The organism is Bradyrhizobium sp. CCBAU 21365, from assembly GCF_015291305.1.
Classification (GTDB): domain Bacteria; phylum Pseudomonadota; class Alphaproteobacteria; order Rhizobiales; family Xanthobacteraceae; genus Bradyrhizobium; species Bradyrhizobium elkanii.
On the sequence record NZ_CP030036.1, the window covers coordinates 8,894,831 to 8,915,324 of the forward strand.

The 20,494-nt window shown below is 64.9% G+C and carries 22 protein-coding genes; 10 read left to right on the forward strand and 12 right to left on the reverse strand.

Annotation, left to right across the window (positions count from 1 at the left end; translation table 11 throughout):
• Positions 1-20: 20 nt before the first annotated feature.
• Together ctaD and coxB are read right to left on the reverse strand one after the other, a co-directional pair.
• The gene (gene ctaD / locus XI02_RS42130) at positions 21-1,637 is read right to left on the reverse strand and encodes a cytochrome c oxidase subunit I (RefSeq protein WP_069280298.1); all 1,617 of its coding nucleotides are present in this window, start codon (positions 1,635-1,637) and stop codon (positions 21-23) included.
• An 81-nt stretch (positions 1,638-1,718) separates the two neighbouring features.
• Entirely contained in the window at positions 1,719-2,558 is an 840-nt protein-coding gene (gene coxB, locus XI02_RS42135; RefSeq protein WP_026191935.1) for a cytochrome c oxidase subunit II, read from the reverse strand.
• A gap of 282 nt (positions 2,559-2,840) precedes the next feature.
• Between coxB and XI02_RS42140 the strand changes: the two genes are divergently transcribed.
• Positions 2,841-3,131: a hypothetical protein gene (locus XI02_RS42140; protein WP_172646559.1), complete on the forward strand. Its 291-nt coding sequence runs from the start codon at positions 2,841-2,843 to the stop codon at positions 3,129-3,131.
• A 12-nt stretch (positions 3,132-3,143) separates the two neighbouring features.
• Positions 3,144-3,692, forward strand: coding sequence for an invasion associated locus B family protein (locus tag XI02_RS42145; protein ID WP_016847093.1), 549 nt, complete (start codon positions 3,144-3,146; stop codon positions 3,690-3,692).
• 72 nt (positions 3,693-3,764) lie between these two features.
• Here XI02_RS42145 and XI02_RS42150 read toward each other — a convergent pair whose 3' ends face one another.
• From XI02_RS42150 to XI02_RS42160, 3 genes are all read right to left on the reverse strand, one after another.
• The gene (locus XI02_RS42150) at positions 3,765-4,202 is read right to left on the reverse strand and encodes a TlpA disulfide reductase family protein (RefSeq protein WP_246783605.1); all 438 of its coding nucleotides are present in this window, start codon (positions 4,200-4,202) and stop codon (positions 3,765-3,767) included.
• Positions 4,203-4,395: 193 nt separating this feature from the next.
• Positions 4,396-4,914, reverse strand: coding sequence for a DsrE family protein (locus XI02_RS42155; protein WP_172646557.1), 519 nt, complete (start codon positions 4,912-4,914; stop codon positions 4,396-4,398).
• Between the two features lie 10 nt (positions 4,915-4,924).
• Positions 4,925-5,317 (reverse strand): DoxX family protein, encoded by a 393-nt coding sequence (locus tag XI02_RS42160; RefSeq protein WP_016847096.1) that lies wholly within the window; start codon positions 5,315-5,317, stop codon positions 4,925-4,927.
• 134 nt (positions 5,318-5,451) lie between these two features.
• Between XI02_RS42160 and XI02_RS42165 the strand changes: the two genes are divergently transcribed.
• The 5 genes from XI02_RS42165 (at position 5,452) to XI02_RS42185 (ending at position 9,393) form a co-directional block, all read left to right on the forward strand.
• Positions 5,452-5,907: a helix-turn-helix domain-containing protein gene (locus XI02_RS42165; protein WP_172646556.1), complete on the forward strand. Its 456-nt coding sequence runs from the start codon at positions 5,452-5,454 to the stop codon at positions 5,905-5,907.
• Between the two features lie 271 nt (positions 5,908-6,178).
• Positions 6,179-7,606, forward strand: coding sequence for a metalloprotease TldD (gene tldD, locus XI02_RS42170; protein WP_172646555.1), 1,428 nt, complete (start codon positions 6,179-6,181; stop codon positions 7,604-7,606).
• Positions 7,603-8,373, forward strand: a complete 771-nt coding sequence (lepB, locus tag XI02_RS42175; protein ID WP_016847099.1) for a signal peptidase I — start codon at positions 7,603-7,605, stop codon at positions 8,371-8,373. The genes tldD and lepB overlap by 4 nt, the downstream gene beginning before the upstream one ends.
• A 109-nt stretch (positions 8,374-8,482) precedes the next feature.
• Positions 8,483-8,830, forward strand: coding sequence for an MmcQ/YjbR family DNA-binding protein (locus tag XI02_RS42180; protein WP_069280302.1), 348 nt, complete (start codon positions 8,483-8,485; stop codon positions 8,828-8,830).
• Positions 8,827-9,393: a nucleotidyltransferase family protein gene (locus XI02_RS42185; protein WP_172646554.1), complete on the forward strand. Its 567-nt coding sequence runs from the start codon at positions 8,827-8,829 to the stop codon at positions 9,391-9,393. Before XI02_RS42180 ends, XI02_RS42185 begins: the two co-directional genes overlap by 4 nt.
• A gap of 106 nt (positions 9,394-9,499) precedes the next feature.
• Here XI02_RS42185 and XI02_RS42190 read toward each other — a convergent pair whose 3' ends face one another.
• The 3 genes from XI02_RS42190 to XI02_RS42200 all read right to left on the reverse strand — a co-directional run bounded on the left by XI02_RS42190 (position 9,500) and on the right by XI02_RS42200 (position 12,190).
• The gene (locus XI02_RS42190) at positions 9,500-10,057 is read right to left on the reverse strand and encodes a PAN domain-containing protein (protein ID WP_370142314.1); all 558 of its coding nucleotides are present in this window, start codon (positions 10,055-10,057) and stop codon (positions 9,500-9,502) included.
• Between the two features lie 144 nt (positions 10,058-10,201).
• Positions 10,202-11,572, reverse strand: a complete 1,371-nt coding sequence (locus XI02_RS42195) for a glutamate--cysteine ligase (RefSeq protein ID WP_172646553.1) — start codon at positions 11,570-11,572, stop codon at positions 10,202-10,204.
• Positions 11,573-11,665: 93 nt separating this feature from the next.
• Positions 11,666-12,190 carry a MarR family winged helix-turn-helix transcriptional regulator gene (locus XI02_RS42200; protein ID WP_016847103.1) on the reverse strand — a complete coding sequence of 175 codons (525 nt, stop codon included), beginning with the start codon at positions 12,188-12,190 and terminating at the stop codon, positions 11,666-11,668.
• A 132-nt stretch (positions 12,191-12,322) separates the two neighbouring features.
• Between XI02_RS42200 and gstA the strand changes: the two genes are divergently transcribed.
• Together gstA and XI02_RS45900 are read left to right on the forward strand one after the other, a co-directional pair.
• Complete coding sequence (gene gstA / locus XI02_RS42205; RefSeq protein WP_016847104.1) at positions 12,323-12,940, forward strand: glutathione transferase GstA; 618 nt, start codon at positions 12,323-12,325, stop codon at positions 12,938-12,940.
• 158 nt (positions 12,941-13,098) lie between these two features.
• A complete protein-coding gene (locus tag XI02_RS45900; protein WP_244980906.1) occupies positions 13,099-13,485 on the forward strand; it encodes a hypothetical protein in 387 nt (128 codons plus the stop codon).
• A gap of 305 nt (positions 13,486-13,790) precedes the next feature.
• Here XI02_RS45900 and XI02_RS42215 read toward each other — a convergent pair whose 3' ends face one another.
• The 4 genes from XI02_RS42215 to XI02_RS42230 all read right to left on the reverse strand — a co-directional run bounded on the left by XI02_RS42215 (position 13,791) and on the right by XI02_RS42230 (position 19,681).
• Positions 13,791-16,004, reverse strand: coding sequence for a 3-hydroxyacyl-CoA dehydrogenase NAD-binding domain-containing protein (locus tag XI02_RS42215; RefSeq protein ID WP_172646552.1), 2,214 nt, complete (start codon positions 16,002-16,004; stop codon positions 13,791-13,793).
• Between the two features lie 18 nt (positions 16,005-16,022).
• Positions 16,023-17,231: an acetyl-CoA C-acetyltransferase gene (locus XI02_RS42220; RefSeq protein ID WP_018269065.1), complete on the reverse strand. Its 1,209-nt coding sequence runs from the start codon at positions 17,229-17,231 to the stop codon at positions 16,023-16,025.
• Between the two features lie 137 nt (positions 17,232-17,368).
• Entirely contained in the window at positions 17,369-19,156 is a 1,788-nt protein-coding gene (locus XI02_RS42225; protein ID WP_016847108.1) for an acyl-CoA dehydrogenase C-terminal domain-containing protein, read from the reverse strand.
• A gap of 108 nt (positions 19,157-19,264) precedes the next feature.
• Positions 19,265-19,681, reverse strand: coding sequence for a nuclear transport factor 2 family protein (locus tag XI02_RS42230; RefSeq protein WP_016847109.1), 417 nt, complete (start codon positions 19,679-19,681; stop codon positions 19,265-19,267).
• 164 nt (positions 19,682-19,845) lie between these two features.
• Here XI02_RS42230 and XI02_RS42235 point away from each other — a divergent pair, with 164 nt between their 5' ends.
• Entirely contained in the window at positions 19,846-20,433 is a 588-nt protein-coding gene (locus XI02_RS42235) for a PadR family transcriptional regulator (RefSeq protein WP_026191938.1), read from the forward strand.
• The last annotated feature ends 61 nt before the right edge of the window (positions 20,434-20,494 follow it).

Below are 20,494 nucleotides of genomic sequence, written 5' to 3' on the forward strand. Positions count from 1 at the left end.
TGCGCCGCGTTGTCGTGGACTTACTGCACGCGGGGCAGCACTTCGAACTGGTGGAACGGCGGCGGCGAGGTCAGCGTCCACTCCAGCGTGGTCGCACCCGCACCCCACGGATTGTTCGCGGCCTGCTCCTTGCGGACGAAGGCATCGATCACGCCGTAGATGAAGATCAGGACGCCGATGCCCGAGATGTAGGAGCCCCAGGACGAGATCAGGTTCCAGCCGGCGAACGCATCCGGATAGTCGACATAGCGGCGCGGCATGCCCGACAGGCCGAGGAAGTGCTGCGGGAAGAACACCAGGTTGACGCCGACGAAGGTGAACCAGAAGTGCAGCTTGGCGATGCGCTCCGAGTACATGTAGCCGAACATCTTCGGGAACCAGTAGTACCAGCCGGCGAAGATGCCGAACACGGCGCCGAGCGACAGCACATAGTGGAAGTGCGCCACCACGTAATAGGTGTCCTGCAGCACGCGGTCGACGCCGGCATTGGCCAGCACGACGCCGGTGACGCCGCCGACGGTGAACAGGAAGATGAAGCCGATCGCCCAGATCATCGGCGCCTTGAACTCGATCGAGCCGCCCCACATCGTGGCGATCCACGAGAAGATCTTCACGCCGGTCGGCACCGCGATCACCATCGTGGCGGCGACGAAATAGGCCTGCGTCGCCGAGGACATGCCGACGGTGTACATGTGGTGCGCCCACACCACGAAGCCGATGCCGCCGATCGCGACCATGGCGTAGGCCATGCCGAGATAGCCGAACACGGGCTTGCGCGAGAAGGTGGAGACGATCTGGCTGATCATGCCGAAGGCCGGCAGGATCAGGATGTACACTTCGGGGTGACCGAAGAACCAGAACAGATGCTGGAACAGCACCGGGTCGCCGCCGCCGTCGGCCGCAAAGAAGGTGGTGCCGAAATTGCGGTCGGTCAGCAGCATGGTGATCGCACCGGCGAGCACCGGCAGCGACAGCAGCAGCAGGAACACGGTGACCAGGATCGACCACACGAACAGCGGCATCTTGTGCAGGGTCATGCCCGGCGCGCGCATGTTGAAGATCGTGGTGATGAAGTTGATGGCGCCGAGGATCGACGAGGCACCCGCGAGATGGAGCGAGAGAATCGCAAAATCGACCGCAGGACCCGGATGGCCGGAGGTCGACAGCGGCGCGTACATGGTCCAGCCCGCACCGACGCCGTTGGCGCCCGGCTCACCCTCGACGAAGGTGGACATCAGCAGCAGCGCGAACGAGGCCGGCAGCAGCCAGAACGAGATGTTGTTCATGCGCGGGAACGCCATGTCCGGCGCGCCGATCATCAGCGGCACCATCCAGTTGCCGAAACCGCCGATCATCGCCGGCATGACCATGAAGAAGATCATGATCAGGCCGTGCGAGGTCACGAACACGTTATAGGTGTGCGTCTCGTGGAATATCTGGACGCCCGGATACATCAACTCGGCACGGATCGCGATCGACATCGCCGCGCCGATGATGCCCGCGATCACCGCAAAGACCAGGTACATCGTACCGATGTCCTTGTGGTTCGTGGAGTAGAGATAACGCCGCCATCCGGTCGGATGGTGGGCGTGATCATCATGGGCGTGATCGTCGTGTGTCGCTGCGCCTGTCGCCATGTTCAAAATCCTGCCTTGCAGTCCCTCTTGGACCTTGCGGTCCCGTCGCCCTTATTCCATCCGCGCCGTAAGCCGTGAGGCTTACTGCGCCGCCTGACCAGCCGAGGCGTAGGAATTCGCCGGGTTGGTCGCAAACTTCTTCTTCGCGCCTTCAACCCAGGTCGCGAATTCCTGGTCGCTGACGACCCGCACCGCGATCGGCATGAAGGCATGATCCTTGCCGCACAGTTCCGAGCACTGGCCGTAGAACACGCCGGTCTTGGTGGCCTTGAACCAGCTCTCGTTGAGGCGGCCGGGGATCGAATCGATCTTCACGCCGAAGGCCGGCACCGCGAAGGAGTGGATCACGTCGGCGCCGGTGGTCTGGATCCGCACCACCTTGTTGACCGGGACCACCATCTCGTTGTCGACGCCGAGCAGGCGCGGCTGCTTGTCCTTGTCGAGCAGCGAGTCGAACTCGAACTTGCCGTTATCCGGGTAGGCGTAGGACCAGTACCACTGCTTGCCGGTGACCTTCACCGTGAGGTCCGGCTTCGGCACGTCGAGCTCCAGGAACAGCAGGCGGAACGACGGCACCGCGATGCCGACCAGAATCAGCACCGGGATCAGCGTCCAGGCCACCTCGATCAGGGTGTTGTGGGTGGTCCTGGAGGGGACCGGGTTGGCCCTGGCGTTGAACTTCACCACCACGATGATGAGCAGCGCGAGCACGAACAGCGTGATCAGGGTGATCAGCACCAGCAGGAAATTATGAAACCAGATGATGTTTTCCATCACCGGAGTCACGCCTTCCTGCAGCGTGTGCTCCCACGGCGCCGGCTGCCCCATTTCGGCGAAGGCCGATCCCGCGGCGACAGACGCCACACCCGCCACCGCCAACCCCAGCAATTGCCTGCCCAACCGGCCAATCGACATCTTCATGCCGCTCGCGCTCCCTTGCATTATTCCCCAAAGCACCCCCGGCATGTGGCCGAAAATGCAGCACGATCCGCCCTGACAAACGGCCTTCCGGACATACCCGTCTCTGAGTCAAGGTGGGTACGGGAGCCAGATCGCTAGAACGCGTCGAAATCCAGCCTCTCAAACCATAATTCTCCGGCGCTCGCAATGCAGTAGTGGGGCCGAAAGCCATGCGCCTGCGATGAAGCTGCCGCTTGCGATTTTTCCCGCAAAATCAAGCGAAAGCACTTGGACCAATTGTCCATGCCGCTTGACAGGGGGATTACCGGATGTACCCACAGGCGGGGTACCCTACAGAAACCTGATTCGCTGCGGGCTGCCGCAATCCGGCGCGAGAATGACTTCAAGATCGCCTTCAAGGCGCCGTCATTGCGGTATCAGTCGACGCCTGAGCATGATCCGGAGAAGTGGAGACTGGTCTTCCGAAAGATCATGCTCAAACAAGAAGATGAGATCATGATTCGCTTCCGGGAAGCGCATCATGGCGCGCGTGCTACCGGCGGCCGGACGGCCGGACCGACCGAACATCTATAAGGATCGACCCGGATGGGCGCTTCGAACATTCGTTTGACGATGGCCAGCCGGCTCGGCGGCCTCGCGATTCTGGCCCTTTGCCTTGGCCTTTCTCTTCTCCTTTCCCTTGGCCTGACCCAGCCGGCGAACGCGCAAGGCGCGGTGCGCTCGGTTCACGGCGACTGGCAGATCCGCTGCGACACCCCGCCCGGCGCCCAGGCCGAGCAATGCGCACTGATCCAGAGCGTGGTAGCGGAAGACCGCTCCAATGCCGGCCTGACCGTGATCGTGCTGAAGACCGCCGACCAGAAGAGCCGCCTGATGCGCGTGGTCGCCCCGCTCGGCGTGCTGCTGCCCTCCGGCCTCGGCCTGAAACTCGACAATCAGGACGTCGGCCGCGCCGGTTTCGTCCGCTGCCTGCCCAATGGCTGCGTCGCCGAGGTGGTGATGGACGACAAGCTGCTCGGCCAGCTCAAGAACGCCAAGACCGCGACCTTCATCATCTTCGAGACCCCGGAAGAAGGGATCGGCTTTCCGCTCAGCCTGAATGGCCTGTCGGAGGGGTATGACAAATTGCCCTAGGGGTTAGGCTGGCGTCGCAAATACAGAGGCCGTAGCCCGAATTTCGCTTCGCTTCATCCGGGCTACGCCATCTCAGCGGACGCCCGCATAGTAGTCGAACAACCCGCCCGCCTCCGCGGACAGCCAGTCCGCCTCTCCCGTCATGTAACCTTCGACCTGGCCGGTGACGCCGATCAAAAATGAGATCGGCATGCCGTAGAGCGCGAACGGCGTGTCGACCTCGGCGGCGTCGACGCGCGAGACGAGACCGCCCGGATCGAAGCCGATCGCAAGGTGGCGCAGCTTGAGCTGCTTGACGTAGGGCGCGACCGGCGCGCGATTGCGATCGGTGCTAACAGCGACGACCACGAGATCGCTGCGGCCGCTGGCCGCAAGGCGATCAAGCATCGGCAACTCGGTCCGGCACGCCGCGCACCAGGTGGCCCAGAAGTTGACCAGCACCAGCTTGCCTTTAAGCGCGGTGAGATCGAGCGCGCCGCCGGCGAGCGCCGGAATCGCGACCGGCGGCACCGGCGGGCGCCTTCGACCTGCGTGAACTGGTGCCGGGTGGAGCCGAAGTGCGGCGGTCCCGACGCTGCGCGCACTCCGGCGGGCATTGTGAGCGAGGCGCCGACGCCGATCATGCCGGCGACGACGGCGCGGCGCGTCGGTGCGTGAGCTGACGTCATGACAAGTTCTCCGCTTGGCTCGATGGCCATATCGCTCAGGACCGGATGTAGGACCAGCCGGCTTCCTGCAATTCGATGATGCGCCCGGGCCCGTTCGGCACCAGGTCGACATTGTCGAGCAGGACGAGCGGATGTCCCTCGGCGCGCTCCATGCCGAGCTTGGTGGCTTCGCAGACCACGAAGCGGATGTCGGGCGTGAGCCCCCGCACCACCCGGAGCAGGTCCTTCACCGGCGAGGTATCGGCCCGCAGCATGTGGACGCCGGCATTGTAGGCGACGACTTCGATCTCGAACGGCTCGTTGCGCTCCCGATAATATTTCGGGAGGTTGAGCGCGGTCGAGATCAGCGCCCGCATCGTGGTCGGGTCGTCGCTGTTGATCGGCAGCACCAGACGGTGCATGCGCGGCTCCGGCTTGCTGGACTCAGGTTTCTTGGGCTCGGGTTTCGAGACCGCCGCGACCGGACCGGTGAGCGGCATTGTCGCGGCGAACGGCACCGCGAAGGCCAGCACCATACCGGTCACGACCGCCAGCTTGCGGCGAGAGACGCGCATCGCGCTCACCTCACGGCGCGCTCGAAAGCAGGGCGAACTGGCTGCGCTTGGCGTAGGCGACGATCGCGCTCAATGTCAGCAGCACGAGGGCGGGCACCGGCGAACCGCCGATCACGAACAGATGGCTGATGGTGGCACCGACCATGATGCAGCTGAGCAGCACGCCGCCGAACGCTGCGACCGGGGGCAGCAGGATCAGGATGGCGCCGAGCAGCTCCAGCGATCCGGTGAAATAGCGGAACCACTGGCCGAGCCCGATATGCTCGAATTCCTCGACCAGCATTGGCACGCCGTAGAGCTTGGCGGCGCCAGCGGCGGCAAAGGCCAAAGCGAGCAGCCCCCTGACGACCCAGAGGCTGACGGACTTCCAGCGCGACGGCGCCGCGGCAACTGCAACTGACATTGATGACTCCCGAGTTGTTCGTAAGGCCGGACCGCGCGGTCACCCGACCGATCGGCGGCTGGCCCGCGGCTTTCTGTGGTCTAAATTCGGGAGTAAGATGAAAAGAACAAGTAGGATGCTTTTTGTGAGGTAGTATGAAAAAACTGACCATTGAGCCTGCCGAGCCTCCGGCGGTGTCCGAGCCGTGCAACGGCGACCTGTCGGCGCAATTTCATCGCGCGCTGTCGGTGCTGGCCGGGAAATGGAAGGGCGACATTCTCTGGCAACTGGTCGAGCGCAAGCGGCGGTTCGGCGAGCTGCGCCAGTCGATCCCCGGCGTGACCCAGCACATGCTGACCACGCAGCTGCGCGATCTCGAGGCCAACGGCCTCGTCAAGCGCACGGTCTATCCCGAGGTGCCGCCACGGGTTGAGTACGAGATGACGCCGTCGGCCAAGGCGCTCAAGCCGGTGTTCGACGAGCTGTACCGCTGGGCGCAGGAGCATGGCTTTCCGACCTCGGCGCAGGGCACCGCGCAGCCGAAGCCGCAATCGGGCGATATAGCCGAGCGCGAAGGCCGGCCGCGGAAGGCGGATCGGCGCTCAAGGTGATGACGACAAGGTGAGGACACCGACGGGGCACTGTGATCGACCGCATGGTCGCAGGCACTCCCGGTTTGCCACCCCAACCACTATCTTTGATGATCGCCGTCCGGGCCTGAACCGGGAACGGTACAGGTTTCCGGGTTGTAAGATGAGTTTTCCGCTCGTCTCTGCTTCAATCCCCCGAAATCCCTGCTGCGGGTTCCCTACTGGCAATCAGTTGCGCTTCAGGCAAGGATGACGAGGAATCGCCAAGCAATCGCATTGCGTCGGAGTGACCATGACCAATCCCGCCACGACCTCCCTGCTCGACCGCGCCAATCTGGACCGCGATGCCGTCCGCCGCGAGGTGGCGCGCGGACTTGAAGGCGCCGACGACGGCGAACTGTTCCTGGAGTTCGGGCAGACCGAGGCGCTGGTGTTTGACAATGGCCGGCTGAAGCAGGCGACCTATGACACCTCGCAGGGCTTTGGCCTGCGCGCGGTCAAGGACGACGCGGTCGGCTATGCGCATTCCTCCGACGTCTCGATCCCGGCGCTGATCCGCGCCGCGGATGCGGTGGCGGCCGTGCGCGGCGGCTATGCCGGCACGTTCGCCGCGGCGCCCGCCCATACCAACATCAAGCTCTATGGCGACGAGAACCCGCTGGACGGGCCGGCATTCGAGGCCAAGGTCAAGCTGCTCGGCGAGATCGACGCCTATGTCAGGGACAAGGACCCGCGCGTGCGGCAGGTTTCCGCCAGCCTCACCGCGACCTGGCAGGTGGTCGAGATCCTGCGGCCCGACGGCGAGAGCTATCGCGACATCCGCCCGCTGGTGCGCGTCAACATCTCCGTGGTCGCCGGCCAGGGCGACCGGCAGGAAAGCGGCAGCAAGGGCTATGGCGGCCGCGAGGGCTATGCGCGCTTCATCGAGACCAAGGCCTGGCGCGACGCCGCCGACGGCGCGCTGCGCGAGGCGCTGGTCAATCTCGAATCGGTGCCGGCGCCCGCCGGCGAGATGGACGTGGTGCTCGGCGCCGGCTGGCCCGGCGTGATGCTGCATGAGGCCGTCGGCCATGGGCTCGAGGGCGATTTCAACCGCAAGCAGACCTCCGCCTTTGCCGGCCTGATGGGCCAGCAGGTCGCGGCCAAGGGCGTCACCGTGGTCGACGACGGCACCATGGCCTCGCGCCGTGGCTCGCTCTCGATCGACGACGAGGGCACGCCGACCAACCGCACCGTGCTGATCGAGGACGGCATTCTGGTCGGCTACATGCAGGACCGCCAGAACGCCCGGCTGATGGGCATGAAGCCGACCGGCAACGGCCGTCGGCAGAGCTATGCCCATGTGCCGATGCCGCGCATGACCAACACCTACATGCTGTCGGGCGATCGCGACCCGGCCGAGATCATCGCCTCGGTGAAGAACGGCATGTACGCCGCCAATTTCGGCGGCGGCCAGGTCGACATCACTTCGGGCAAATACGTGTTCCAGTGCACCGAGGCCTACAAGATCGAGAACGGCAAGCTCGGCGCGCCGGTGAAGGGCGCGATGCTGATCGGCAACGGACCGACCGATCTCCACAGGATCACCATGATCGGCAACGATCTTGCGCTGGATACGGGAATCGGCACCTGCGGCAAGAACGGCCAGGGCGTGCCGGTCGGCGTCGGCCAGCCGACGCTCAGGATGGAACGGATTACGGTCGGAGGAACGGGCCAGTGAGCAGCGGAAACGAAGTCGTGACGGCCAAGCCGACCAGCTGGCGCGGACAGGCCGTGCAACTGGCCGCGATCGTGGCCGTCGTGTTCCTCGCCAAGGGCGCGATCGCCGAGCCGTTCTACGTGCCGTCGGGATCGATGGAGCCGACGCTGCTGATCGGCGACGCGCTGGTCGCCTCGAAATATCCGTATGGCTACGGCGCGGCTTCGCTGCCGATCCAGATCACGCTGCCGGAAACCGGCCGCGTGTTCGGCGAGACGCCGAAGCGCGGCGACGTCGTGGTGTTCCGCTGGCCGGGCGACCGCTCGCAGGCCTGGGTCAAGCGCGTGGTCGGGCTGCCCGGCGACCGCATCCAGATGCGGCAGGGTCAGCTCTTCATCAACGATCATGCGGCGACGCTGAAGCCCGACGGCACCGGCTTCGCCGAAGACGATCGCGGCGGCGGCGAGGAGGCGTATCGCTATATCGAGACGCTGCCGAACGGCGTCAACCACGCGATCTTCAAGATCCGCGACAACGGCCGGCTCGACAACACCCAGGAGGTGACGGTGCCGCCCGGCAAACTGTTCGTGCTCGGCGACAACCGGGACAATTCCGCCGACAGCCGCGTGCCGGTGCGCGACGGCGGCGTCGGCCTGTTGCCGATCGACAATCTGATCGGCCGCGCCGACGCCGTGGTCGGCTCCTGGGACCTCGGCATCCGCAGCCAGCCGGTCTGGACCTGGCTCTCAGGCTTCCGCCTCGCGCGCTTCTTCACCTCGGTCCAGTAGACGCATAGCGCGTAGCCCGGATGAGCGCAGCGACATCCGGGGCATGTGTCGAGGCCGTCCCGGATATCGCTGCGCTCATCCGGGCTACATTCCCCGCGAGAGGTCAGTCGTGACCTTCGACGACATCAGACACATCGCGCTGACGTGGCCGGAGGTCGAGGACGGTTCTTCCTACGGCACGCCGGCGCTGAAGGTGCGCAACAAGATGCTGGTGCGGCTCAAGGAGGACGGCGACAGTCTGGTGATGCCGGGCGTACCGCCGGATGAGCGCGACATGCTGGTCGAGCATCAGCCCAAGGTGTTCTACTTCACCGATCACTACCGCGACTACCCGACGGTCCTGATCCGCCTGTCGAAGGCCAAGCGCGCCGCCGTCGAGCCCTTGCTGCGCCGGCGCTGGCGCACGCTGGCATCGAGGAAGGCGGTCCGGGACACCGACGCGACCGCCTCGTCGTGACGCAGGACGAATTCCTCACGGCCGCGCTGCGCAACCCGGCCAATCAAGCCGTCGCTGACGAGCTGTACCGCTTTGCGCTGCCCGATGCATGGCTGGTCGCCGGCTGCCTGGTGCAGACCGTGTGGAACGTGCTGACCCGCCGGCCGCTCGATTACGGCATCAGCGACCACGACATCTTCTATTTCGATCCAGATACCTCATGGGAGGCCGAGGACGCGGTGATCCGCGAGCTCAAGGCACGGCTTGGACATCTGGGTGTCGCGATCGAGGTACGCAACCAGGCCCGCGTCCATCTCTGGTATCCCGAAAAGCACGGCCTGCCCTACCCGGCGCTGTCGCGTTCGACCGACGGCATCGACCGCTTCCTCACCGAAAACACGCAGATCGGCATCCGCCGCACCACGCGCGGCTACGACGTCTATGCGCCGAACGGCTTCGACGATGTCGCCGGCATGATCGTGCGGCCGAACCGGACCCCCAATTTTTCGCCGGCGAACTATGCGACGAAGGCTGAGCGGTGGAAGGCGCTGTGGCCGGAGCTCACGGTGCTGGCGGCGGAGTAGCCTGTCGTCGCTTCGTAGCCCGGATGAAGCGCAGCGAAATCCGGGACTGGTCCATCCGCGGTGAGCGCGGCCCCGGATTGCGCTTCACTCCATCCGGGCTACGGAGTCACCGCACCACGCCCGACGTGAACCCCGCCTTGCGGCGCGGCGGCTTGATCTCTTTCTTCAGGAAGCAATGCGCGTCACGACCGGCATAGCCGGGGCGCGCGTAGGTCCAGGCGCGGCACTTGTTGTCGGCGGTGCAGGCGGCCTGGCAGGCCTCGTCGCCGCCGTCGCTGCCCTTCAATTCGAAATTCTTGTAGTCGCCGCCTAGGCGGTCGATCGAGGTTTCGATGGCGCCGTTGCGCGGTTCGACCACGCCTGCGCCGCGCACCCCGGAGACGCAGCAGACGTTCTGCACCCGTGGCGGCACGGTGCTCTTGAGCCAGCACACCGCGCCGTTGTTGGCGTCGGTCGGATAGTTGAAGCTCCAGGCGCGGCAGCGGCGGTCGCGCTCGCAGGTCAGCGCGCAATCGGCCGGATCGCCCGTCGTCACCGGCGCGTTCAGATAGTCGCCGCCGGGACGGTCGAAATTGGTCTGCGCCAATGCCGGGCGCGCGACGACAGCGGCCGCAACGACCGCAAACATCACCACACACGCCCTGAAGTGGCGGCCTATCCCCATGAGATTGCTTTCAAATTCGTGCAGTCCCCGCGCGTTTAGCGGGGCGTCATTTGAACGCCATGAACCTGTACGGCGGATGAACGGCGGGTGCGACACCACCGCCGTTCACGCGCGTTTCGGGCTCGGATTGGGACCAAGCGGGGATTAGAACGCGTACTCCTGATAGGCCGGTTCCACCGAGCCGTTCCAGGGGCCGTTGAACTTCTCCAGCATCTCCTCCGCCGGCGAGCGGCCGGTCTCGATGATGCGCTCGAGCGGCTCGAGGAAACGGCTCTCGTCGCGTCCGAGATGATCGATCCGTCCGCGCCGCCGCAATCCGGCATGCGACAGGATCAGGCACTCCTTGGCGATCTCGAACAAATAGCGGTCCTTGATCCGCGACTTGAAGCCGAAACGCGGCACGTCGTCACGCAGCGCCTGCCGCTCCGGCGCGGTCCAGTAGCGGACGATGTCCCAGGCGGCATCGAGGCTGTCATTGTCGTAGAGCAGCCCGACCCAGAACGCCGGCAGCGCCGGCAGCCGGCCCCACGGCACGCCGTCGGCGCCGCGCATTTCGAGGTAGCGCTTCAGCCGCACCTCGGGGAAGATCGTCGAGAGGTGATTGGCCCAGTCCGACAAGGTCGGACGCTCGCCCGGGAGGACGGCATTCTTGCCGGCGAAGAAATCCCGGAACGAGGAGCCGGAGACGTCGATATATTCCTCGCCGCGCTTGACGAAATACATCGGAACGTCGAGCGCGTAATCGACATAGCGCTCGAATCCCATGCCGTCCTCGAACGCGAACGGCACCATGCCGCTGCGCGCATTGTCGGTGTCGCGCCAGATCTCGGAGCGGAACGACAGGAAGCCGTTGGGCTTGCCTTCGGTGAACGGCGAGTTGGCGAACAAGGCGGTCGCGATCGGCTGCAACGCCAGCGACACGCGCAGCTTCTTCACCATGTCGGCTTCGGAGGAGAAGTCGAGATTGGTCTGCACCGTGCAGGTCCGGAACATCATGTCGAGGCCGTATTTGCCGACCTTCGGCATGTAGTTTCGCATGATCTTGTAACGCCCCTTGGGCATCACGGGGATCTGCGCACGCGACCAGGACGGCGTCATGCCGAGGCCGAGGAAGCCGATGCCGAGCGGGGTTGCGATCTCCCGCACCTGCGCCAGATGCGCCATCAATTCCGACTGCGTCTGATGCACGGTTTCGACCGGCGCGCCCGACAGTTCGAACTGCCCGCCCGGCTCGAGCGAAATCGCGCCGCCGCCGGTGACGTCATAGAGGCCGATGATGTTGCCGCGCTCCATGATCGGCTCCCAGCCGAGCAAGAGCTTCATGCCCTCGAGCAGCGCGCCGATGCCCTTGGCGCCTTCATAGGGCACGGGCTGATGGCCCTCGAGCGTGAACGGAGTCTTCTCGTGCTCGGTGCCGATCCGGAATTCGGACTCAGGCTTCACGCCGGCTTCAAGCCACGCCACGAGTTCGTCGCGCGACTGCAGCGGCGTCATGTCGATCTGGTCACGCGCCATAGATAATCCAACTCAAGGGCGCTTCGATCGAAGGCGCGCGGTGGCAGGGACATCCGCGAGCCACAACGGCTGCGGATGATGGAATCAGCAATATCATCGGGCAGGCACGCCGTCTCGCGCAGGCGCAGCCTTGCTATCAGCCTTGGTCTCGTTCTTGACGTCGCCTTTGGCGTCGCCGCAGGCGCAGCCGAGCCGGTCGAGCAGACCGCACAGCCTGGTCGCGTCGGCGTCGGACAATTTGGAGCCGACATGCTTGTCGATCGCGGCCGAATAGGCGTTCCACATCCGCTTCTGCAGCTCGCGTCCGGCCTCGGTGATCTCGACGAACTGGCCGCGCTTGTCGATCTTGCATTCGCGCCGGGCGGCGAGCCCCTCGTCGACCAGCTTGTCGATCAGCCGCGAGGTCGAATATTGCGGGATCAGCATCTGGCGCTCGAGCTCGACCGGGCGCAGTTCGCCCGACGGCGCGCGCGACAGCTCGAGCAAGGCGTCATACCAGGCGAGCGGCGGAAAACCGGCCTTCTTCAAATCCTGCTCGACGCAGTCCAGCACCCGGCTCGGCACCCGCATCAGGCGGATCCAGGCGGCCGTCGCTTCGCTCGATAGCTTGCGTTTCATGGTCTAGCTCATAGGGGTCCCGGCACCCGACTGTACCGCACTGAATGCATCTGCATCAATCTTGACTATTTCATGCAGGCGCATGTAGGCAATCCCTCTCCGGACGCCAAGAACAAGGGAAGGAATACCCCCATGAAGCTTTATTACACCCCCGGTGCCTGCTCCCTCTCCCCTCATATCGCCCTGCTCGAGGCCGGGCTCCCGTACGACCTGGTCAAGGTCGATCTGCGCGCCAAGAAGCTCGAAAACGGCGACGATTTCCTCCAGGTGAACCCTAAGGGCCAGGTGCCGGCGCTGGCGCTGGATACCGGCGAGATGGTCACCGAAGGGCCGATCATCATCCAGATGATCGCCGACAAGGCCGCCGACAAGAAGCTGGCGCCGGCGAGGGACTCCAACGAGCGCTACAAGCTGCTCGAATGGCTGAACTACACCACGACCGAGCTGCACAAGAATCTCGGCCCGATGTTCTCGCCCGTGCTCGCCGACGACGCCAAGGCCTTCTTCAAGGACCGCGCCATGGGCAAGTTCAAATATGTCGAGAGCCAGCTCGCCGGACGCGACTATCTGATGGGCAACCAGTTCACGGTCGCCGACGGCTACCTCTTCACCATGATCATGTGGGCGCAGGACCGGCTCGGCTTCGATCTCTCCGGCCTGCCGCACGTGACCGCCTACAAGGCCCGCGTCGCGGCGCGCCCGAAGGTGCAGGAGGCGCTGAAGAAGGAAGGCCTGCTCAAGGCGGCCTGAGCTCGCTCACCACGACCGCGAAAGAGCCGGGTCGGCCGATCCGACTCTTCTTTGTTGTGGATTCGCCGATCCCTTTTCTCGACACCGGCGGCAGAACGTCCCAATTTAACCTGCATTATACCGATTAATACTAAGTCGGTGTAGTTTTGGTTGAGGGCGTGGCCGTCCTTGTTCGAGCGATCCAACTGACCGACTATGACCTGCGGCGCGCCCTCCGCTCCAACTGGTCTAAAAATGTGACGATCGCCTTTACCCTTTTATTGACCAGCATCCTGGTTGGGCTGGCAACCAGTTTGTACTTTCGGGTTTGGACATTGATGCTGGAGTCGCCGCTGGTCGCGGTGCTCGCGGCGATCGTGCTCCAATCCGACGGCTTTTCCTTTGCCACCGGCGCTCCGATCGTCGTCGCCTGCCTCGCCTTCAACCAGTTCGCCTATCTCGCCGGCGCCTTGCTCTCGCCGGGGACCGACGGCTCAATGGCTGAAGAAATTGACGGCCTGCCAGACCGCCGCGGCGAGCACAATATCCGCGGCCAGAACGAGTAGCGCGAGGCCGGTCCATGACGGGCCCTTGCCCCGCAAACGCAGCGGCTTCCGCCACCGCGACGGCGGCAACGAAGGCAACGGATCCTTCGCCACGACCTCCGCGGCATTTTCCCTGAGCGCAGAACTCATCGCACGACACCCTCACGCTGATCGTCGCCCCGGCGATCGACCAGCAAGAGTGATGCCAGCAGCGTGGTGCCAGTGGGGAACAAGCGTGGCGGGACTTTGACCGGCATGACCGTCGCACAACAGGATCAAGTCGGATCGATGACCGGCTTGATCCTGCGCGAGTTTGCCCCGGAAGTTTACGCCGCCTGTTTCTTCGGCGGGAAGCGGCCGTAGAAGGTTTCGCCCTTGGCGGCCATCTCCTCGAGCAGCTTCGGCGGCGTGAAGCGCGAGCCGTACTTCTTCTCGAAGCTGTGGCAGAGCGCGACGAAGTTCTTGGTGCCCATGAAGTCGATGTAGGACAGCGCACCGCCGGTGAACGGCGCGAAGCCGAAGCCGAGGATCGAGCCGACATCGGCCTCGCGCACGTCGGTGATGACGTGATCCTCGACGGTGCGCGCGGCCTCCACCGCCTGCACCACCAGGAAGCGCTGCTTCAATTCCTCGACGCTGAGCGTGTCGGGATCGAGCTGCTTCGGCTGCAGATTGGCGAGCCCCGGCCACAGGTTCTTCTGGCCCTTGCCCTTCTCGGGATAGTCGTAGAAGCCCTTGCCGTTCTTGCGGCCGAAGCGGCCCTGCTTCTCGACCATCTCGACCATCAGCTTCTTCTGCGCCTGGTCGATCGCGTTGGGGCCGAGATCGGCCTCGGTCGCCTTGGTGATCTTCAGGCCGAGATCAAGCGCAACCTCGTCCTGCAGCGACAGCGGCCCGACCGGCATGCCGGCCATTTTGGCGGTGTTCTCGATCATCGCCGGCGGCACGCCTTCGAGCAGCATCTCGTTGCCCTCGGAGATGTAGCGCATCACGCAACGGTTGGCGAAGAAGCCACGGGAGTCGTTCACCACGATGGGCGTCTTGCCGATGGCGCGCACATAGTCGAGTGCGGTCGCCAGCGCGACGTCGCCGGTGTTCTTGCCGAGGATGATCTCGACCAGCATCATCTTCTCGACCGGCGAGAAGAAGTGGATGCCGATGAACTTGCCCTGGTCCTTGAACTCCTCGGCCAGCGAATTGATCGGCAAGGTCGAGGTGTTGGAGGCGAAGATCGCGCCCTCCTTGAGCAGCGGCTGCGCCTTGGCATAGGTGTCAGCCTTGACCTTGCGATCTTCGAACACGGCCTCGATGACGAGGTCGCAGTCTGCGATCACGTTGTAGTCGGCCGTTGCCGAGATCCGCGCCAGGATGGCGTCGGCCGCGTCCTGCTTCATCCGCCCCTTGGCGATCAGGCCGTCGACCACGGTCTTGGCGTGGCCCTTGCCCTTGTCGGCGCTCTCCTGGTCGCGATCGACCAGCACGACGTCGATGCCGGCCTGCGCCGAGACATAGCCGACGCTGGCGCCCATGAAGCCGGCGCCGATCACGGCGAGCTTCTTCACCTTGGTCGGCGGCACATTGGCCGGGCGGCGGGCGCCCTTGTTCAATTCCTGCATCGACAGGAACAGCGAGCGGATCATCGCCGCCGCTTCCTTCGAGCGCAGCACCTTGGTGAAGTAGCGCGACTCGACGCGCAATGCAGCGTCGATCGGCAGCTGCAGGCCCTCATAGACGCAGCTCATGATGGCGCGAGCGGCCGGATAGTTGTCGTAGGTCTCGCGGCGGTAGATCGCGTTGCCGGCCGGGAACATCTGCATGCCCATCTTGGAGAAGACCGGGCCGCCGGGCAGTTTGAAGCCCTTCTCGTCCCACGGCGCGACCGCCTTGCCGCCGCCCTTGATCCAGTCCTTGGCGGCCTTGATCAGATCGGCCGCGGGCACCACGGCGTGAATCAGGCTGAGCGCCTTGGCGCGGGTGAGATTGACCGCCTCGCCCTTGAGCAGCAATTGCATCGCGTCCGCCGGCTGCACGAGACGCGGCACGCGCTGGGTGCCGCCGGCGCCGGGGAACAGGCCGACCTTGATCTCGGGCAGGCCGAGCCGGGTCTTCGGGTTCTCGGCCGCGACGCGGTAGTGGCAGGCCAGCGTGATCTCGAAGCCGCCGCCGAGCGCAAGGCCGTTGATCGCGGCGACCCACGGCTTGCCCGAGGTCTCGATCGCGCGGAACGACTGCGACATCCGGCGGCTCTGCTCGAACAGCATCTGGTTCGCGGCTTCCTCGCCCTTCTCCTTGAAGAGCTGTGCGTAAGAGCGGTTCATGCCCTCGAGCATCGAAAGGTCGGCGCCGGCGCAGAACGCCTCCTTGGCCGAGGTAATCACGACGCCCTTGATCGCGGCATCGCCGGTCGTCTGCTTGATGATCTCGTCGATCTCCTGGGTCGAGAGCTCGTCGAACACGTTCATCGAACGATCAGGGATGTCCCAGGTGACGAGCGCAATGCCGTCGGCGTCGACTTCGAACTTGAAATTCTTGTAAGCCATGTTGCTCGCTCCCTCGCCTCAGACGCGCTCGATGATGGTGGCGGTGCCCATGCCGCCGCCGATGCACAGCGTCACCAGCGCGGTTTCCTTGTTGGTGCGCTCGAGCTCGTCGAGCACGGTGCCGAGGATCATCGCGCCGGTCGCCCCTAACGGATGGCCGAGCGCGATCGCGCCGCCATTGACGTTGATCTTGGCGTTGTCGATGTCGAACGCCTGGATGTAGCGCAGCACCACCGAGGCGAAGGCCTCGTTGAGCTCGAACAGGTCGATGTCCGACTTCTTCATGCCGGAGCGTTCGAACAGCTTTTCGGTGACGTCGACCGGGCCGGTCAGCATCATCGCGGGCTCCGAGCCGATATTGGCGAAGGCGCGGATTTTCGCCCGCGGCTTCAGGCCATACTTGGCGCCCGCCTCCTTGCTGCCGAGCAGTACGGCGCCGGCGCCGTCGACGATGCCGGAGGAATTGCCGGCGTGATGCACGTAATTGACCTTCTCGACCTCGGGATGCGACTGGATCGCCACCGCGTCGAACCCGGCCATCGCCGCCATCGCCGCAAATGACGGCTGCAGCTGCGCCAGCGACTGCATCGTCGTGGTCGGGCGCATGTGCTCGTCCTTGGCGAGAATGGTCAGGCCGTTGACGTCCTTGACCGGCACCACCGACTTGCCGAAGCGGCCCTCGTCCCAGGCCTTGGCCGCGCGCTGCTGGCTCTGCACTGCGTAGGCGTCGACGTCGTCGCGCGAGAAACCGTATTTGGTCGCGATCAGGTCGGCCGAGATGCCCTGCGGCATGAAATAGGCCGGCACCGCCATCGAGGGATCCATCGGCCAGGCGCCGCCGGAGGCGCCGATGCCGACGCGGCTCATCGATTCCGCGCCGCCGCCGATCACGAGCTCATGCTGGCCGCTCATGATCTGGGCTGCGGCGAAGTTCACGGCATCGAGGCCGGAGGCGCAGAAGCGGCTGATCTGCACGCCTGGCACCTTCTCGCCGAGGCCGGCGTTCAGCGCCGCGAAGCGGGCGATGTCGGATCCGGCCTCGCCGACCGGGTCGACCACGCCAAGCACGACGTCGTCGACGGAATCCGCGGGAAGATTGTTGCGCTCCTTGAGCGACTTCAGCGGCACCGTGGCGAGCGCCAGCGCGGTGACCTCGTGCAGCGCGCCGTCGGCCTTGCCGCGGCCGCGCGGGGTACGAACGTGATCGTAGATGTATGCCTCAGGCATGACGCCCTCCTTGATATGAGGATCATAATATATATGGAAAGACCCGCCGCCGCAGCGCTGCGGCGGCAATTTTCAAGGCTTTCTTGTTTGACGCATTTTCTTCACGCGAACCGGTCTCCACTTCGCTGGAAAACGCTTCAGAACGCTTCCGCGGCCAATTCCATCGTGGTGGCGCTGCCGCTCTGGATCCGGGCCAGATGCACGGCGGTCTCCGGCAGCAGCTTCTCCATGAAGAAGCGGCCGGTCACGAGCTTGGTGTTGAGGTAGGGCGTGGCGCCGGCGGCGGCCTTGTCCTGCGCCACCTTGGCCATCTTCGCCCACATGTAGCCGAGCGCGACCAGGCCGAACAATTTCATGTAGTCGGTCGCCGCGGCGCCGGCATTGTCGGGCTTGGTCAGCGCGTTCTGCATCAGCCAGCCGGTGGCCTGCTGCAGATGGCCGAGCGCGGTGGAAAGCGGGGTGATGAACGGCTTCATCGCTTCGTCGGCGCCGTGCTCCTTGGCGAAGGCGCCGACCTCGCCGAAGAACGCCATCGCGGCGCGGCCGCCGTCGCGTGGCAGCTTGCGGCCGACCAGGTCGAGCGCCTGGATGCCGTTGGCGCCCTCATAGATCATCGCGATGCGCGCATCGCGCACGAACTGCTCCATGCCGTGCTCGGCGATGTAGCCGTGGCCACCGAACATCTGTTGCGCCGAGACCGTGTTGGCGAACCCGGTGTCGGTCAGGACGCCCTTCAGCACCGGTGTCATCAGGCCCATGTGATCGTCGGCGGCCTGGCGATCCCCAGCGTCGTTGGAGCGGTGCGCGACGTCGCTCTTCAGCGCGGTCCACACCACCATGGCGCGCGCCGCCTCGTTGAAGGCGCGGATGGTGAGCAGGGTGCGGCGAACGTCGGGATGCACGATGATCGGATCGGCCGGCTTCTCGGGCTCCTTGACACCGGTCAGCGAGCGGCCCTGCAGGCGCTCGCGGGCATAGGCGACCGCGTTCTGATAGGCGACCTCAGACTGCGCGAGGCCCTGCACGGCGACGCCGAGGCGAGCCTCGTTCATCATCACGAACATGCCCTGCATGCCCTTGTTCTCTTCGCCGATCAGCCAGCCGGTGGCGTTGTCGTAGTTCATCACACAGGTGGAATTGCCGTGGATGCCCATCTTGTGCTCGATCGAGCCGCAACTGACGCCGTTGCGCGCCCCGAGCGAGCCGTCGGCATTGACCAGCACCTTCGGCACCACGAACAGCGAGACGCCCTTGATGCCGGCCGGCGCGCCTTCGATGCGCGCCAGCACGAGATGGATGATGTTCTCAGTGAGGTCGTGCTCGCCGGCGGAGATGAAGATCTTGGTGCCGGTGATCTTGAAGCTGCCGTCGGCCTGGCGCACCGCCTTGGTGCGGAGCAGGCCGAGATCGGTGCCGCAATGCGGCTCGGTCAGGTTCATGGTGCCGGTCCACTCGCCCGCGACCATCTTCGGCACATAGGTCTGCTTCTGCTCGGGGGTGCCGTGCACCAGCAGCGCGGCGGTCGCGCCCATGGTCAGGCCGCCATACATCGAAAACGCCATGTTGGCGGAGATCTGGAATTCGTTGACCGCCTGCGAGAGCGTCACCGGCAGGCCCTGGCCGCCAAACTCCGTCGGCGCCGACAGGCCGAGCCAGCCGCCTTCAGCGACCTGCTTGAAGGCGTCCTTGAAGCCCTTCGGCGTGGAGACGCTGCCGTCGTCGTTGCGCTTGCAGCCTTCGAGATCGCCTGTGCGATTGAGCGGTTGCAGCACCTCTTCGCTGAGCTTGGCGGCCTCGCCGAGGATCGCCTCGCGCACATCGGCCGACGCATCGGTGAAGCCGGGAAGATTGCCGTAGCGGTCGATCTGGAAAACGTCGTTGAGCAGGAAGCTGACGTCTTCGACGGGGGCTTTGTAGGTTGGCATGCTGGTCTCCCGGCTGGCACGTGGCCGCATGTGCGACGGACGCTGCGCAGCGTGTCCTTGGGTTTGTTGGAGCGGACCTTATCCGGTTCCGGAGGTCCGCGGCAGATGCTATCGCGACTGTGATTGCGACGTTGCGCCGCTTTGCTTCATCAACTCCTCGCCCATCATCCGATGCAGCAGGTTGATCGCCTTGAGCGGACGCACCATCACCTTGAAATGCGTGATCCGGCCGTCACCATCGAACGTGATGATGTCGACGCCGTTGAGCTTGATGCCGTCGATCTCGTTCTCGAATTCGAGCACCGCGCCGGCGTCACTCTGCCACTCGCCGAGATACTTGAAGGTCGGGCCGCCGAGCACCTTGGCGGCGCTGGTGAGATATTTGAAGGTGATGTCACGGCCGCGCTGCGGCGTGTGCACGACCGGGCTTTCGAACACCGCGTCGGGATGCAGCAGATCCCACAGAGCGGCGGTGTCGTGGGACTTCATGTAGGCGTACCACTTGTCGAGGCCCGGCTTGCTCATTCGGACGTCTCCTGCGGCGGGGTTTAAGAAAAGCCTGAACCACCGGCGCGCGCGACAGGGCGGCACGCCGATCACCATATGCATATTGACGCATATGCACAGTAACGCATAAAGTCAAGCGAACTTCAGAATGGCCTCTTTGGGAACTGAGATGGAGGTGGGCGTTGGCACTCGGTGACGCAATCCTCGCCTGCCTCACGGAACGTCCGATGACGGGTTATGAGCTCGCCAAGACGTTCGACGCCTCGATCGGCTTCTTCTGGAAGGCCGACCACCAGCAGATCTACCGCGAGCTCTCGCGGCTGCGCGACAAGGGCCATGTCCAGGGCCGCGAGGTGGTGCAGTCGGGCAAGCCCAACAAGCTGGTCTACACGCTGACGGCCGAGGGCCGCGCGGCGCTGAAGCACTGGGCGGCGCGACCGAGCGTTCCGCCCTCTATCAAGGACGACCTTTTGGTCCGGCTCTATGCGCTCGATTGCGTCGACATCGAGCCGCTGCGCACCGACCTGATGGCGCGGCTGGAGCATCACCGCGACCGCTATGAGCGCTATGAGCGCCTGCTCAACAAGCGTTTTCCCGACGGCACCGCGCCGCCGGCCGACGTCGGCAAGATGCTCAGCCTGCGCCTCGGGATGCGCCATGAGCGCATGGTGGTGGAATGGTGCGAGGAGGCGCTCGACGCGCTGTCGGCGATGTCCGGCCGCGGCAATGTGCTGCCGCTCGACGACGGCAAGCGCGAAAGCAACGGCTAGAAACAATCGCAAGCCTGCGGTTGTGCGTGCCGTCACACAAAGCGGAAATCGCACTGCCTGA